We start from the raw sequence: 17868 nt of genomic DNA, 5'->3' as shown, positions 1-17868 counted from the left end.
ATAAAGTTACGCAAACGATGCCAGTATCGATTGCGAAACAAAAATAAAAAGCCACGTTGTATAGTGAATAAAATATATTATAAAATATTAATAATCAACATATTGAAGATAAGAATAACGATTTTGCAGTTATATGGGTAAAATAATTATTATATGTTCTTATAGAAAAAGCAATGCAAAATTTACCTAAAAAAATACATAAACAACTACCGCTATTAACATATATAAATATAAACTTATTTTATTAATAATTAATACTAAACACGTTAAATCCGCTAAAACAAGTGCTGAGGCGCTAAAAATCGAACCGACTTATTGTTTTTCCTGCGCAAATGGGAAAAGCAGAGAAGGCTTGTGGGCTTGCTTCATGATTTTTGCCATTTGTTGAACGATCTCAGGATAGCGGTCTGCAAGATCTTTTGTTTCTCCTGGGTCTTCGTTTATATTATACAACTGTAATGCTCCATTGGGGTCTTCATCCACCTGTAAGCGGATCCCTTTCCACGGGCCTTTTACGACGGCCTGCTTGCCTCCCTGCTCGTGGAACTCAAAATAAAGGTAATCATGTTGTTGTTGCCCGTCAACTCCCAATAGATCTGCCACCATGGAGATACCGTCAATATTTTTAGGTATTGACTGACTGGCTCCTGCCAGCGACACCAAGGTGGGCAAGAGATCCCAAAAACTGCTTACGTGATCGGAGGTAGTCCCGGCCTTGATTTTCCCCGGCCAGTATGCCACAAACGGCTCTCTTATACCTCCTTCATACAGATCTCTCTTTACACCTTTAAAAGGGCCATTGCTATTGAAGAACGCCGGATCAGCACCACCTTCAATATGGGGACCGTTATCACTTGTAAAAATTACTATTGTGTTTTTGTCCAGGCCTCGCTTTTTTAAGCGATCCACAATCTGGCCTAAGTACAGATCAAGCCGTGTAACCATAGAGGCAAAGGCCGCATGTGGATATCGCTGGGAAGCATAGCCATGATTTATGGCATCAGGGCCGTAATCTCTTCCCTTATAAGGCTTTTCTGAAAATTTCCCCTTATAGGATCTAAAAATTGAATCATCGGGAACAACAAGTTCAGCATGAGGCAGGATATAAGGTAAAAAAAGAAAAAACGGCTGGTCGGAACGCTGCCGATCAATATAATCCAGCGCCTTCTGCTGAATTAAATCGGGTGCATATATTTTCTGTTTGGTAAAATTAGCGTTTTGGGAGAGTATCACCTTATGGTCATCCTCCCACAAATGATCTGGATAATATCTGTGTGCGAGCGACTGGCTATTATAACCGTAAAAATGTTCAAATCCCTGGTTGAGCGGGTCTCCCGTACTGCCAATGAATCCGAGTCCCCATTTACCAAAGGCTGCGGTATGGTATCCGGCTCCGTGCAATAACTCCGCCAGCCCCACTCCCGTTTTGGGCAAAGGCTCCTGCCCTTCGGGCGGCACTGATTTATTTCCCCTGATATAAGTATGGCCAGTATGCTGTCCCGTCAGCAAAGTCGACCTTGAAGGGGCGCAGACACTGGTGCCAGCGTAAAAATGATGATATACCTTCCCTTCAGAAGCAAGCCGGTCAAGATGAGGCGTACGTATCTTCTTCTGACCATTGAATCCAACATCGCCGTAGCCAAGATCATCAGCTATCAGCAGTATAATATTAGGCCGGGTAGCCGGAGCTGAAGTCTGCTTGACCGCAGGCTGGGCATAAACTTGCAACCCCATCATAAATAGGCTGCAAAACAAGATAGCAGCATAGGCTAGTATACGAATATGAATATATTTCTTTTTTAACTGCCCTTGTCGCTTCTTTTTAGCAAATGTCGGTACCTGAATATGTTGCATATCTATTTAAAATTATTGATGGCTTCAATTGTTGATTCTACAATATAAAGATAGCAAATTGACCTTTACTTTTTCAATAATGATAACTTACGGCACTCAAATAGTGTCATCTTTCAACAAGCTGCTGGTAAAGTCTTTTCTTACATTATATTTTTTCATGAGAAACACAGATCGTAAAGTCCCAATCAAATGCATCTGTCCGCAAAGAGCCGCTAGGATTCACTGATTGATAGATGATCTCTTTTTCGATTTCCCAGCATGGAAACCAGAAATCCCACCAAGAAAATAGCCACCGTCGCAAAAACAATGGTCAGAAAACTATGTAGATGAACAGACCATTTATAATCGCCTGCCAATAAGGAAGAAAGGCTGAGCCAAAAAATCACCAATACTCCTGTAATCGTACCAATCAGTGCGCCCGTCGATTTGGTAATCTTGGTAAACGCCGCCAACAGGAACAATCCAAGCATACCACCACTAAATATTGATGCCAATTTCCACCATGCATCCAGTGCGCTCTTTACATTTATCATGGCAATGGCAACAAGAATGCCGATAATACTAATTATGGTCGATGAAATATACAGTACGCGCAACGCCTTTTTGTCAGAAACAGGTTCTTTGCTATATCTTTTGTAATAATCCGTCAAAAAAACAGTAGCCGAACTATTAAAACTAGTAGACACAGTACTCATTCCCGCAGCAATAACAGAGGCAATCAATAAACCAGTCAAACCCGGTGGTAACTGGTTCACGATAAAATAGGGGAATATCCGGTCGCTCATACCTGGCTGCTGTAATTCGACCGGCAATGAAGCAGCACCGGAATGGTAATAAGAAAAAAGCGCCGAGCCGATAAAAACAAAAATCAATGAGACTGGGACATAGAGTACACCACCCCAGAAAGCGGACTTTTTTGCAGCGCTTTCTGTCTTGGATGCCATATAACGTTGCACATAGTTTTGATCTATTCCGTAATTTTGGAGGTTTATAAAAAATCCGTAAACAAGCACTACCCAGAACGTAGGTTCAGTCAAACTGGTACCAAAACTACCCAGGCTGAACTTATCATTTGCAACCGCAATAGAAAACAGTTGTCCGGGACCTTCAGGCATATTGAATAAAATATACGCGACACTGATAAGGGCCCCGGCAATCAAAATAATTCCCTGGATAGCATCTGTCCAGACGACGGCCTGAAAGCCTCCCAACAGTGAATAAACTGCAACTGTAACCCCCGTTATAACAATAATAGTTGCAATATCCCAGCCGATAATAGCATTTAAAGCCAATGCAAGAAGATAGAGAATAGTTCCGACGCGCATCAACTGAGTGAGCAGATAACATACAGAGACATATATTCTTGCCCATGGACCAAAACGTTGTTCAAGAAAAGTATAAGCCGACGGGCTGTTTACTTTTCTATACAGTGGAACAAAATACTTTACAGCGATCCATAGCGCAATTGGAATGGAAATGCTAAAAACAAAGGGATTCCAGTTTGTAATATAGGCATTGCCGGGCAACGCCAGGAAACTTATACTACTGACAAAGGTGGCAAAGATAGACATCGTGATAACCCACGAAGGAATCTTGCTGGTCCCAAGCGTGAATTCCGAGGAAGATTTGTTTTTCTTAAAAAAAGAACTACCAAACAGTGTTATTCCAATCAGGTAAGCAAGAAATACGACCAAATCTATCGTCCGCATATTGTTATATATTTAAAAGTTCTTTTGTTTCCTTATACATTTCTGTCAAAGCTTTAATCTTCAAATAACCGTCTGGTTTCATTTTCTCATGGACGACCCGGCAAATTGATGAAATTTTAAAGCCTCTTTTCTGTAAGAATAGCTTAGCTGAATATGGATAACATAAATCAGCAACAGTACCCATGACCGTTAGCCGGGCACTCAGCCAGTTTAATTTTTCTTCGCTTTGCCGATCATTATACATATTAATGAGTGCGCTGTATAATTCCGGATAAAGATTGGCCCCAATAGGAGAAATACCTACGGCGCCATTTTGCAACGACATTAACGCGGTGGGCGTATCTGCATTATAAAAAGCGAATGGCGTATTCTCCACTGCCTTCACTTTCAGTTTAATGGCTTCCGGGTCACAACTAGTATCTTTATGATAGAAAAACCGTCCGGTTTCGCCGATCCATTTCATCATTTTGGGAGAGATTAATCTCTTGTAAGGATAGGGACATTCGTATAACCCCAAAGGGATATTGCCTGTTAACCCCAGGAGCTCTTCCGTCCTTTTCATAAGAACATCCTCATCTTCGCCCAGGTCCGCAAGATGATTACTTAAAACAATCACCGCCGCCACTCCGGTATCATACACCCGCTTGATAAAATCAGCAGACGTTTTCATTGATGTACTGAAGGTGCCGGTCGCCACGACCGGGACTCTATTACCTGCTGTCTTCATAACAGTCCGGATAACAAGCAACCGCTCATCATCGGTCAGTTGAAACATCTCACTGGACTGGCAATTGGAAAACAAGCCATTGGATCCTGACTGTATATAAAAATCAGTCAACCGGGACAACCCGTCAATGTCTACTTGATTCTTTTCGTTAAATGCTGTCAACATCACTGGCCATAAACCGCCAGGTAGTTTATCAAAGCTCATAATATGTATGCGTTTTTTTCAATACTTTTGTTGTATAAATAAAATATCTAAGCCGAGGCACCCTTTTTTTAAGGTTAAAAGGCTGATTACAGGTCTGGACGATTGCCGCTTCCAGCAAATATACTGACTTTTATTTCTTTATTAATTAAATAAATGTAAGAAATACATGATTAAGTATATTCAATACGATCAGAGATTTCCACAGATTCTATTAGCAGTTAAATCTTCGCAAATTATTCAATTTCAATAAATAAGAAATATCCTTTTTTTATGAAATTAAACAGCTCGATTTATTACGCAGAGGATTGGAAAAAATCGTCTAACAAATCTGGCAATATATGAAAAACACGACGGGTAGTCTTTCTGCATTTACAAACAATAATCCAATCCAATCTCTATCATGAACCATAATTAATTTATCTTGACAAAATAAAACACCAAACTTCTTATTTGTCTCAAACCACTTTGACAAATAATCCGGTCGGGAATTAAATACTCGGATCTTGTCCGGTGTCTTTATCGAAATATTCTGCCATGACCGACAGCACCTCCCTTGTAAAGGTCATAATTACATACTTTTATCTAGACAAGTAGCAAAACAGCTTGCAGAGACCAGAAAATATATTTGCGTTCTATAATCAACCGATTAAATCTTACACAATTATCTTCAGCGTTTAACCATTGACATACCAAAACAGCCATAGTATTCAAACTGGGCTTAATTTGTCTTTGCGGCGTTTTTTGTTTCTCCACACCAGAAATTACCGTACTTTTGCACCCACAAAATGATTAAAGAATGGCTTTACAGGCAGGAATTGTAGGACTTCCAAATGTTGGAAAATCCACCCTTTTTAATGCACTTAGCAGCGCCAAAGCGCAAGCTGCAAACTTCCCTTTTTGTACCATCGAGCCGAATGTCGGCGTCATCACCGTGCCGGATAGCCGTCTGACGACACTGGAATCGCTGGTAAAACCTCAACGGGTGGTACCTACCACAGTTGAGATCGTAGACATTGCAGGCCTGGTTAAAGGCGCCAGCAAGGGAGAAGGGCTTGGCAATCAATTCCTGGGCAATATACGGGCAACCGACGCCATTATTCATGTGGTAAGATGTTTTGATAATGATAATGTTATCCATGTAGACGGCAGTGTTAACCCCGTTAGGGATAAAGAGATCATTGATATTGAACTCCAGTTCAAAGATTTGGAAACTATAGAGAAAAAGATCAGTCGCTCAGAAAAGCAGGCAAAATCGGGCGGAGATAAAGACGCCCAACGCGGGGTCGAGATCCTCAAGGAATTAAAAGCCCATCTGGAAGCCGGCCAAAACGCCCGCAGTTTTGATATATCCAGGGAAGAAAAACAAAAATTCCTGGATGAGCTCTGTCTTTTAACTATTAAACCGGTGTTATATGTCTGTAACGTAGATGAAGGATCTGTTATTTCGGGGAACCAACATACAACAGCACTACTAAACACAGTCAAAGACGAGAAAGCTGAAGTGATTTTTATCAGTGCCGCCATCGAGAGTGATATCGCCGTAATGGAAAGTTATGAAGACAGGCAAATGTTCCTGGAAGATATGGGACTAAAAGAAAGTGGTGTTGCCCGTCTGATCCAATCAACCTATAAGCTTTTGAATCTTGCTACCTACTTTACGGCAGGTGTCCAGGAAGTCAGGGCCTGGACAATCACCAAAGGCTTTTTAGCGCCGCAGGCTGCGGGTGTGATCCATTCTGATTTTGAAAAAGGCTTTATCCGTGCAGAAGTCATCAAATTTGACGACTTTGTGAAATTCAAATCCGAGGCAGCCTGTAGAGAAAATGGCAAACTGTCCGTTCAGGGCAAAACTTATATAGTGGAAGATGGTGATATTATGCATTTCTTATTTAATGTGTAATCACCAGTTAGTGTACTCAATATAAAAAGTTCGAAGCAGATATCTTCGGACTTTTTATATTGGCTCCCTGGAGGCGGGGCTGACACGCGGCACCTTATTCCAAATTATCGATACTCATTTTCACGCTGATACTTCGTATCCTTCTGTGTTTTTATTCAGGGGGCAAACAAAGGTTGGGTATCGGGCTTACGAAAAAACTTTTATTCGGCCCCTATCGGGAAAGCCATAAAATCCTTCAAATCTTCTTCAACAGAAATGCGATAATATCAAATTTTGATTTATGATAATCTTATGCCTGGTCTAAGCAGGTCTATCAAACACAAAGCAGCATCAATTTAATGTATAAACTTCTGAATAATTGATACTTATACTAAAAAATTTGTAAAATTTAAATCGAGATCTGCACATTTTATCAACCGTTTGCGAAACAGAGAATGATCAACGGTTTTTATCTTCAAACAAGTGTTATCTTTGCGCATCTTTTAAATAGAGAACCAACTAAGAAAATGAATTTATTTGACGCACAATCCACGGAATTTATCAGGCGCCATATCGGGCCTAATGAGGCAGAAACCCGGCAAATGCTGGAAACCATCGGAGAAAGCTCTACCCAATCCCTGGTAGAAAAAACAATCCCCAAAAACATCCATCTTCCCAGTGAGCTGGATTTACCGGCAAGTATCTCCGAACAGGAATACTTGCAGGATATCTGGATGGTCGCATCTAAAAACAAAGTATTCAAAACCTATATTGGTCAAGGCTATTATAATACAATTACGCCGTCGGTTATTCTCAGAAACGTATTTGAGAACCCGGGGTGGTACACCTCCTATACGCCCTATCAGGCCGAAATCTCCCAGGGCCGCCTGGAAAGCCTTTTAAATTTCCAGACAGTCGTCAGTGACTTGACAGGCCTGGAACTGGCCGGCGCGTCTTTATTAGATGAGGCTACGGCAGCCGCAGAGGCCATGGCCATGTTATTCCACCATGTCAATCCCCGCACTACGGATAAACCCAGATTTTTCGTAGACAATCAGGTTTTCCAACAAACAAAAGATGTCCTGGTAACGCGGGCAAAGCCTGTAGGCATTGAACTTGTCTTTGGCGATTACCAAAACGCAGGTATTGATAACTCCTATTTTGGCGCACTTGTACAATATCCAAACAGCAGCGGTACAATTGAAGACTATCGGAGATTTATAGAAGATGTACATTATCAAGGCGGGTATATAGTTATGGCTACCGACCTTCTGGCATTAACCTTACTCACCTCTCCGGGAGAATTAGGAGCAGATGTGGCAATCGGTTCCGCCCAGCGTTTTGGTGTTCCATTAGGCTTTGGCGGGCCACATGCAGCTTTCTTCTCTACAAAAGAAACCTTTAAAAGAGGTATTCCCGGCCGTATTATCGGAATCAGTGTTGATGCCCAGGGCAATAATGCTTTGAGAATGGCATTACAGACCAGAGAACAACATATCAAAAGAGAAAAAGCAACTTCAAATATATGTACTGCACAGGCACTATTGGCCAATATGGCTGCTATGTATGCGGTATATCATGGCCCTGAAGGCCTTAAGAATATTGCTTCCAGGATCAATGTTATCGCGGAAGCGATTGAAGAAGAATTGACAACGCTCGGATTTGAACAGTTGAATAACACGTATTTCGATACGCTGAGGATTCGTGCTGACCGCGGTGTGATCGAACCTATTGCCCTTCAAAATCAGATCAATTTTCAATATTATACGGATGGCACTATTGGTATCTCCATAGATGAGACTACTACACAAAAGGACGCCCTGGATATCGTGTTTGTCTTTGCCAGTTCCAAAGGTACTGATGAAGCAACGATCGGATTTGACAGCGAGATCAGCGCAGCCGGCAAAATCCCTGCTGCTCTCCAGCGCACTTCTGCATTTTTAACACATCCGGTTTTCAATAGCCATCATAGTGAAACACAAATGATGCGCTACATTAAGAAACTGGAAAAAAGAGACCTGGCTTTGAATACCAGCATGATCTCTCTGGGCAGCTGTACCATGAAACTGAACGCAGCTACCGAAATGATCCCGCTAAGCTGGCCGGAATTTGCCAGTATTCACCCATTTGTACCTCAGGATCAGGCAGCCGGCTATAAGCAGGTTATTGATGAACTGAGCAGCTATCTGTCCACCATCACACAATTTGACGGTTGCAGCCTTCAACCAAATAGTGGTGCGCAGGGAGAATTCGCAGGCCTGAACACCATTATGGAATATCACCGTGCGAATAATCAGGAGCATCGTAATATAGTGCTGATCCCCATATCGGCACACGGCACCAACCCGGCATCTGCGGTAATGGCCGGTATGAAAGTTGTTGTTGTAAAAAGCGACGAAAAAGGTCTGGTAGATGTGGAAGATTTACGTAATAAGGCTGAGCAGTACAAAGATACATTGGGTGCACTCATGATCACTTACCCTTCTACCTATGGTATCTTTGAAGAAAGTATCCGTGAGATCTGCGAAATTATCCACGATAATGGCGGTCAGGTATATATGGACGGAGCAAATATGAATGCACAGGTAGGATATACGGCTCCGGGATATATCGGCGCTGATGTATGCCACTTGAACCTGCATAAGACTTTTGCCATCCCACATGGTGGTGGCGGCCCCGGCGTAGGCCCTATTTGTGCGAAGCAACATTTACTGCCATTCCTGCCTGGCCATTTTAGCCTGGACAAAGGCCAGCCTGTAAGTGCCGCTGCCTACGGCAGCGCCTCTATTCTGCTGATCAGTTACGCCTATATCAGGATGCTGGGAGCGATGGGTGTTAAGAAATCTACAGAGTACGCTATTTTAAATGCCAATTACATGAAGGTGCGGTTAGCCGAATATTTTCAGATCATGTATGCCGGCAAAAACGGTACCTGCGCTCATGAATTTATTGTCGATCTTCGTCCGTTTAAAACATCTGCAGGCATCGAAGCAGAAGATGTGGCCAAGCGCCTGATGGACTATGGCTTCCATGCTCCGACAATGAGCTTCCCTGTACCGGGGACAATTATGATCGAACCAACAGAGAGCGAAGATAAAGCAGAGCTTGACCGGTTCTGTGATGCAATGATCAATATCTATAAAGAAATCATAGCTGTCCAAAGCGGTGAGGCCGATAAAACAGATAATGTGCTCAAAAATGCACCACATACCCAACACGTGATTTGCATGGATAATTGGGAACACAGTTATAGCCGTCAGTCTGCAGCTTTCCCGCTGGAATACATCAGAGAAAGTAAATTCTGGCCAGCCGTCGCCCGGATTAATAACACCTACGGTGACCGCAATCTCATCTGTACCTGCGCACCTGTTGAAAGTTATGCTGAGGCAGAGTAAACGGATCGATCATTAGAAAAAGTAAAAGGCTTCCCATTTTTGATGGAAGTCTTTTTCTTTTATACATTTGTCTCATGGAAAAGATCATCATTACGATAGACGGCTATTCTTCCTGCGGCAAAAGTACACTGGCTAAACAACTGGCTAAGCAGCTGAATTATATCTTTATAGACAGTGGAGCCATGTACCGGGCTATTACACTGTATTTTCTTGACAACAAAGTCGACATTAAGGATACTGCCGCCATTGAAGCAGGCCTGCGACAGATTAAGTTGAAATTTGTCAATAATGCGGCAACAGGGCAGTCTGATATATGGCTCAACGGAGAAAATGTGGAAAAAGCCATACGTTCCATGCGGGTCAGTAACCATGTCAGCGATATCGCCACCCTGGAGGCTGTTCGCCATTTTGCGGTCGCCCAGCAACAAGCAATGGGTCAAAAGAAAGGCATTGTGATGGATGGACGAGATATTGGCACGACTGTATTTCCCAAGGCTGAATTGAAGATCTTTATGACTGCTAGCATTGAAGTCCGGACCCACAGACGTTACGATGAGCTTAAAGCCAAATTTCCGGACATCTCACTGGAGGAAGTAAAAGAAAACCTGTTAAAAAGAGACTTAATCGACTCCACCCGAAAAATCAGCCCGCTTCGGCAGGCCAAAGATGCTATCACATTGGACAATTCCAGGCTTTCCATGCCGCAACAACTGGACATCGCCACAGGATGGGCAGAAGAGATATTAAAAAAAACGCAGCTAGCGACTAAAAACCATCAACTTAGATAATTTTAACTAGCCAAAACCAGCATGGAAAATTGTAATCTGAACATCGTTTCTCTGTGCCGGATATTATCCGAATTATAGCGCCTGCTAATCGGGCCGTATTCCTAAAAACAGTATTCACTTGTGGGTTCACAGGTGATGCAACTTGATAAAAACAAAGCAGGGAGCCTGCAGCTTTGACTACAACTTCCCTGCTTTGTTATAAACCTAATAATTGCCGGTTTCAAAAAATACTGACTGACATTTTAGAGCTTTCTAACCCATATATTGCGGAAACTAATTGGTTTACTAGCGTCACCATGTGCCTGCAATTTAATAGGACTTGGGCCGTGTGCAGCCTTATCATAAGAAGGTTGTCCTATATATTGAGTAGGCCCTTTCAGAATGAAATCATTTTGTACCAGTACACCATTGAACAACGCCGTTACTTTCGCAGGAGATTTAAGGGAACCATCTTCATTGAATCTCGGAGCTGTCCAAATCACATCATATGTCTGCCATTCACCTGGCATACGTGCCGGATTCACCAGCGGCACCCCTTGTTTATAAATGGAGCCAGCCTGGCCATTTGTGTAGGTTTTATTCTTATATGAATCCAGGATTTGCAGTTCATACCCAGCGTCACCAGAACCTATGGAAGCTAAAAACAAACCACTGTTTCCGCGACCCTGCCCTTCACCTTCAATATCAGCGGGAATCCGCCATTCAATATGAAGCTGGTAATCTTCAAATTTATCTTTGGTCTGAATGTTTCCGGCCTTTTTATTTACGGTCAAAATGCCGTTTGCCACGTCCCAGCCTGCCGGCTGGCCAGGATTGTTAACAGATTCCCAATGACCAAGATTCTGACCATTGAATAATATGATGGCGTCAGAAGGTGCATCCTGATTATTGGCCCCTGGAGTAACAACGGCAGGGACAGGTGTATAAACCTCTGTATCTTCTGGTTTTTGTGCCATAGCGTTAAATGAAGTCGCCATTAGTGCAGTGGCGGCTAATACATAGACTGTTTTGTTCATAGTTTTTGTTTGATTTTCGATATCAAATGTAGGAAAAACAAACAAAACATCCCATATTGAACTGATTGTTTTGAATAGTTCATCATATTGGCATCGTTTTAAACACGATATAGTTCTTTGAAAAAAATACAGATTACCAACACTAAACCAACCATATGAGCAATTTCTGCTGTCATTGCACATCACAAATGTTAATACAGGAAAAATCAAGAGCTTTTCTATTGTGACACTTAAACAAGCATGAGAACTATGCAAAGCTATAGTTCTCATGCTTAGCTACTCAGCATATGTTCCTATTGCTGAGCCAATCCATAGCCGTTCGTAATCTTTCCATTGGATTTACTAATGGTTTCAAAAGGAATCGGGAAGAAATACCGAGGAGGATCCTGCGCTGTCTTTATGCCCGAAAGTATATTCCGGTCATAACTGGACTGGTTATTCACCAGGTCAATTCCCCAATTAACCTTGGTATACCCGTCGGCTTCAAGACTGACTGCCAGAGCACTGTTGGGATTAATAAAGGAAAATAATCCCTCGATAGCCAGGTTATGCTCAGTGCCTTTAACCTTGCCACTGACACTGGTCGTACTCCAGTCATACTGGCCTCTCCAACCTGGAAACAGCGCGGGATCTGTCATATCCGGTGCATCATAGGTCAATGGATTAGCCAAAGTAACTTTTTTGACCCAAATATAATTGGAAATCACCTTACCGTCTGCAAACTTATGATATCCATTTGCACGTAAATCATCAATCATTGCAGTCATTTCATTTCTCACCGCTATAGCTCTTTCGGAGAACTCTCCAGAGCGAATCAAGTCCTGCCGACGTATTCCCTCACCAAAGAACTCCAGTTTTCTCTCCTGCCAGATAGAATCATTCAAAGCCGCTCCTGATAGCGCTCCAAGATTGTGATTAGCGTTACCAAAAGCTCTTTCCCTTATTTGATTGACCAACGCAACAGCAGCTGAAGATTCATTCAATGCCGATTTAACTTCTGCCAGCATCAGTATGACATCTGCCATCCTCATCACCGGAAAGTTAATTCCCGATTGCCTTTGTGCGGCCGTATATGGCGGATTCATGCGGTTGTCGTCCCATTTATTCAGCGCAATACCACCATCAAGCTTAGATCCGGGTACAAAGGCCAGTATGGCTTCGTTACCGTCGCCAGTGCTTCCGGTAACCGTTATACTGGCATCTCTTCTTTTATCTCCTTTCTGGTAACTGTTATAATAGAATACAGGCACCGCACGCACTGCACCAAACACTTTATTCGGAGCGGCATTAGAACCACCTCCGGCTGAAGGGCGTCCAAATGCATAGGGATATTCACTGGTGGTTGTCTGACCGCTCTGCCCTCCCTGAATATTACCTACCTCAAATAGAGACTCAGGGCTTACCTGCAGGTCATTCATATACTGAAAGTGCCGCTGAAACGGATTATCCGCATAAGTTCTTTCATCGGATGTAATAAGATAAGCAGATCCTTTATCGTCTATGGCCTTTTGCAGATATTCTTCTGCTGTTTTGTAATAACCTAAATAGTCTGTCCTACGGGCATAAATGCATCCATGCGCATCTTTCCCTTTCGTAGAAAACTGTACTGAACCATACAAGTCCTTAACGTCTGTACGAATGGTCTGATAACCGCCTGCATACAATGCCATCTTTCCGATCAAGGCTTCGGCAAATGTCTTTGAGAACCGCTCAGCCGTAATTCCTCCTTCGCCTAGAGTATACATCAGCGGCGCTACTGCTTTCAGAGACTCGATCAACTGATCATAAATATCAAAACGTGAACTTAATGAATAATCTTCGACATAAGTATTCTCATATCCGTATGGGACATCTCCAAAATGCCTGACCAGATTAAAATAGCAAAATGCTTTTATGGTCATTGCTTCTCCATACAACTGTGTCCAGTCAGTTGTCTTACCGGCCGCGACATCCGCCTGATATGCCGGTTTCTTTGCAATAATTGCCGCAACTTTCGCTGCCCGGGCAAGTGTGCTGTATAAACTATTAAAAGGGCCGGCCATCGCATCTACCGGCATTGCATCAGCTTGCATAATGGCGTTTAAGTTATTGGTTGAAGTCTGCTCAGGATACATTTCAGCATCTGAACCGATGGGATCATTCCAACTGTATAGCGCATTTGCACAATTCTGACGATAATTCGCATAACACCAGGAGAGTGTTTTAAAGGTCTCTGACGTAGTGGATGTAACAAAATCATCGTCTGTATTGGCAGGTGATGAAGTGTCCAGATAGCGTTTACATTGGGTAAATGCCAGACAAAATACAGCCAGCAGTATATAATTATGTATTTTTTTCATGTTCATTACGGTTAAAAAATTAAAAATTAAGGTTTAACCCAAAGACAAAAGATCTGGCCCGGGGATAAGCCCCCCAGTCCATGCCTGTTGTCGGATAAACAGCGTGTCCTTGCGCAGTATTCGTATTAACTTCCGGATCTAGGCCAGAATAACCAGTGATGGTCAGCAAGTTATAAACGCTTGCGTACACTCTCAGGCTGTTTAGCCCGATTCTATGCAAAAAATCTTTAGACAAACTATATCCCAATGTCACTGTGTTGAGGCGCAGAAAAGACCCATCTTCGATACCAAGTGAAGAGCTGACCCCACTTTCATTGTAAGCCAGAGGCAGTTTTGCCTTTCTATTGGCCGCTTCTAATTGTTCAGGCGTACTGAGGCGTATTAGCTGGCCGTCCTGGATATCATAAATTTTGTACGCATGATTCAGGATAGCCAGCTTATTTTCATACACACCGGATTCCTTATAGCCATACAAAGAAGCGAGTTTATTGACATTGTAAACATCATTGCCGTAACTCCAGTTAAAATAAGCCCCAAAATCCAGGCTTCTGTAAGTTACATTCAGATTAAAACCACCGGTATGCACCGGGTTCGTATTGCCGATGACCGTCAAATCCTGATCATCTATAATACCATCTCCATTAATATCCTTATATCGGGCAAGTCCCGGGTAGGCAATCTGCCCTGTCGGCCGCTCGGAAGCCCCTACGCCATGTACAGGTCCGATAAATGACCCTACATCTGCTACGCCTTGCTTCAAAGTATAAACACCTCCGGCATAGTCAAAATCATCAGTGGTATAAAAGCCATCATAAACCAATCCTCTGACCAGGCCGACTGGGCTGCCCACCTTCAGGATATAATCGGCGGCCGGATAAGTGCTGGTACTCGCCCATTGGGTGCCATAAAGTCCGGAGACGTTCGCGGCAAGTTGATCTACATTTCCCTTATTGAAGTTGATATTGCCACTTGCAGTTATATTCCAGTCTTTGTTACTGAAAATATTCGCTGAAAGGGAGATTTCGATGCCCTTATTGCTGGTCTGGCCAATATTTGCGTAGGTGGACGTAAAGCCGGTAATCCCGGGAATCGAGGTGAGCATCAACAGATCCTTGGTCGTGTTCTTATATACATCAATGGTACCCTGCACGCGCTTATGAAAAAGCGTAAAATCAAGACCCAAATTTCGGGTAATGGTCGTTTCCCATTTTAAATTAGCATTGGACATCTGCTCAGAAGCGAGGTCATAAGCGGCCTGATAATGATTATCAATGACATATTGCCACCTTCGGTCCGTCTCTGATGTCCACAATTGTGACCACAGGTCAGAACTGATTCCATCGTTTCCGACCTGACCATAGGACGCTCTCAATTTAAGCTCATCGAGCCAACTTACTTTTTTCATAAAATTTTCATCTGAAATTCTCCAGGCGGCGGCAGCAGCCGGAAAATATCCCCACCGGCGTGACGGTGCAAATCTTGAAGAGCCGTCTGCACGCATCGTCACCGTAAATAAATAACGATCCATCAAACTATAATTGATTCTTCCAAAATAGGAAAGCAGGCGATTAGGCGTGCTGATACCGGAGGAAAAAGACATGGTGCCGACAGCCTGATCGTATTGATTAATCATGGCGAAAGCGTTATCCTTGGAAAATGTTGCGGGGAAGTGATTGGCGGAAATACGCAATGCAGTTCCACCGGAGTTGGAAACTTCCTGTCCTACCAACACATTGATATCGTGAATATCACTAAAAGTTGTATTGTAATTCAACGTATTGGACCACCGGTCGCTCCAGCTGTCTGATTTGCTGTAATCCGCCGCCCCGGCATACAACTTTTCTCCCGTTGCATCATCCAGATAATTATTGTAGACCGCTCCAGACCATATCTTCGTCTGACTCCAGCCTTTGCTATAATAAAAATCTGTGTGATAGGTCAATCCCTTAATGATCTTCCAGTTCATCGCGATTGTGCCCCGGAGCTGCTGATCCATGACCAGGGGGTCATAATCCTTAATTCGGCTTAAAGAACTATAAGTATCCCAAGTAGAATTCTTTCCATATTGCTCCATATTGCCTTCGCGTATAGCATTGGTGTCACCCAGTATATCATTCATGGCGATGGGACGGAATTTATACGAAGAAGATAGAAGGGAGCCGCTACCATTTGTAGTTCCTTCATTTCCTAAGTCACGTACGTCCGTATACCGGACATCCAGATGGATATCTACATTATCAAATAATTTCTGGCTGCCCTTAAAGGAGATATTGGCGCGTTTATAGGATGAATTCAACTTCATTCCTTGTTCATCAATAAAATTACCGGAAAAGAATAATTTTGTTTTATCTGTTCCACCAGACAACGTAATATCATGGTTATGAGATACAGAACTGTTGTACACTTTCTTCTGCAAGTCATAAAGAGGAGTATTTTTATAACTATCTAATCCTCCGGTATTATTACCTTCTTGAGTGCCCAGGCCATAGAGCTTCTCAAATACTGTTTGATAAGCTGCGCCGTTCGCGGCAGCATTTGCCCAAACATACTTTAGATAGTCATATGGATCCATAGCCTTTAAATATTTAGTGGGCGTATTTACTTTAATGTATCCGTTATAGGTAACAGCTACCTTACCAGCCTTCGCCCCCTTGGTTGTCACCAGAATAACACCATTGGCGCCACGTGCACCATAGATGGCTGTGGAAGACGCATCTTTTAACACATCAATACTGGCAATCTGATCCACCGGAATATCACTCAGAGAACCGATGCTGATACCGTCTACCAGTATCAATGGATCATTACTCTGAGAGATAGATCCGCCACCACGCACGCGGATTGCAACAGAAGCGTCAGGACGGCCGTCCTGTGTCACCACACTTACACCTGGTAATTTGCCCTGTATAGCCTGTGCCGCATTGGCTACCGGGGCTGCTGCGATATCTTTGCCCGCGACTGAAGATACTGCACCGGTAAGATCCCTTCTTTTTACGGTCTGATAACCCACAACGACCACCTCATCCAGATTCCTGATATCAGGTATAAGAACAACATCTATGGGCCGCCCTGTAACGATATTCACCTGTTGAGATTGCATGCCTACATTGCTGATCTCTAACTGCTTTGCATTTTGTGGCACTTGCAGCGAGAATTTTCCATTCCCGTCGGAGGTCGTCCCTACTTTTCTGTCATTCATCAACTGAATGGTTGCGCCGCTTACAGGATTGCCCTGGCGATCTTTTATTGTTCCCTTTACGATTTGCTGCTGGGCATAAGTCCCCAAACTAATCAGCAGTAAAAATGCGAGGAGCAATATTGACCTGACACCTTTTTCTTCTATTTTTGTTTTCATTCTTAAATTTTGTTTTTAATCATTAAAAATCAAGAGCTAATATATTTATGGCCCGAGGGCTGTTTACATTCCAGGTACCGGCTAACTGTTAATAAAATCAGAGTATGGCCTAAACCTCCGGCTGTTCCAGAATTCATTTTATTTCCTCCGATTCTAACCAGTTATTTGCTACTAGTGCAGATTTGCCACAACGCCAGCACTTCACTCAGTACATAAAATATAAGATAGTACAAGCCATACCTTTCCTGTCTGCCGTTGGAGAAAGCAGAAACAACTGACCGCACAACCTGTCATGAAACGTCTGATAGAACAAGTGTGCAATCGATAACCAAAATCGATACTATTTTATTCTCATATCAGCTGGTGGTCGGGTCCATTTATCAATAGAAGTTATTGCAATCGATAAACCATCCTGACAAAATCAATTCTTTTCTAGATATTTTCCGTTTTTTAAATTAAGAAAATCAAGCACGAACTTGTTAACAAACCTAAAATTAATATTGAATGCAGGCAAGCGTTTGTCAGTTTTTATTTCCGCAATCGTTAACGGCATCGATTGCACCTTTTTAGCCAATCATAATCAACCTCCGCCCTATCCACTG

Annotated in this window: 9 protein-coding genes; 3 read left to right on the top strand and 6 right to left on the bottom strand. The window is 42.8% G+C overall.

Annotated features, from left to right (window positions below; all coding sequences use genetic code 11):
• Positions 1–312: 312 nt before the first annotated feature.
• From K9M52_RS13815 to K9M52_RS13805, 3 genes are all read right to left on the bottom strand, one after another.
• A complete protein-coding gene (locus K9M52_RS13815) occupies positions 313–1854 on the bottom strand; it encodes an arylsulfatase (protein WP_224069019.1) in 1542 nt (513 codons plus the stop codon).
• 212 nt (positions 1855–2066) lie between these two features.
• Positions 2067–3563 carry a sodium:solute symporter gene (locus tag K9M52_RS13810; RefSeq protein WP_224069018.1) on the bottom strand — a complete coding sequence of 499 codons (1497 nt, stop codon included), beginning with the start codon at positions 3561–3563 and terminating at the stop codon, positions 2067–2069.
• Between the two features lie 4 nt (positions 3564–3567).
• The gene (locus K9M52_RS13805) at positions 3568–4494 is read right to left on the bottom strand and encodes a dihydrodipicolinate synthase family protein (RefSeq protein WP_224069017.1); all 927 of its coding nucleotides are present in this window, start codon (positions 4492–4494) and stop codon (positions 3568–3570) included.
• Positions 4495–5290: 796 nt separating this feature from the next.
• On the opposite strand from K9M52_RS13805, the gene ychF reads away from it, so the two are divergent.
• From ychF to cmk, 3 genes are all read left to right on the top strand, one after another.
• A complete protein-coding gene (ychF, locus tag K9M52_RS13800; RefSeq protein ID WP_224069016.1) occupies positions 5291–6394 on the top strand; it encodes a redox-regulated ATPase YchF in 1104 nt (367 codons plus the stop codon).
• Between the two features lie 506 nt (positions 6395–6900).
• Positions 6901–9768 (top strand): aminomethyl-transferring glycine dehydrogenase, encoded by a 2868-nt coding sequence (gene gcvP, locus K9M52_RS13795; RefSeq protein WP_224069015.1) that lies wholly within the window; start codon positions 6901–6903, stop codon positions 9766–9768.
• A 74-nt stretch (positions 9769–9842) separates the two neighbouring features.
• Positions 9843–10556 (top strand): (d)CMP kinase, encoded by a 714-nt coding sequence (gene cmk / locus K9M52_RS13790; protein ID WP_224069014.1) that lies wholly within the window; start codon positions 9843–9845, stop codon positions 10554–10556.
• A gap of 242 nt (positions 10557–10798) precedes the next feature.
• Here the strand turns inward: cmk and K9M52_RS13785 are convergent, their stop codons facing one another.
• The 3 genes from K9M52_RS13785 to K9M52_RS13775 are packed head-to-tail and all read right to left on the bottom strand — an operon-like array spanning position 10799 to position 17266.
• Positions 10799–11842, bottom strand: coding sequence for a 3-keto-disaccharide hydrolase (locus K9M52_RS13785; RefSeq protein WP_224069013.1), 1044 nt, complete (start codon positions 11840–11842; stop codon positions 10799–10801).
• Positions 11843–11865: 23 nt separating this feature from the next.
• Complete coding sequence (locus tag K9M52_RS13780; RefSeq protein ID WP_224069012.1) at positions 11866–13911, bottom strand: RagB/SusD family nutrient uptake outer membrane protein; 2046 nt, start codon at positions 13909–13911, stop codon at positions 11866–11868.
• 19 nt (positions 13912–13930) lie between these two features.
• The gene (locus tag K9M52_RS13775; protein ID WP_224069011.1) at positions 13931–17266 is read right to left on the bottom strand and encodes a SusC/RagA family TonB-linked outer membrane protein; all 3336 of its coding nucleotides are present in this window, start codon (positions 17264–17266) and stop codon (positions 13931–13933) included.
• Positions 17267–17868 lie beyond the last annotated feature (602 nt).

It is taken from the genome of Arachidicoccus terrestris (assembly GCF_020042345.1).
Classification (GTDB): domain Bacteria; phylum Bacteroidota; class Bacteroidia; order Chitinophagales; family Chitinophagaceae; genus Arachidicoccus; species Arachidicoccus terrestris.
Note: the sequence above shows the minus strand (reverse complement) of the source record. Positions and strands in the feature narration are given on the sequence as shown.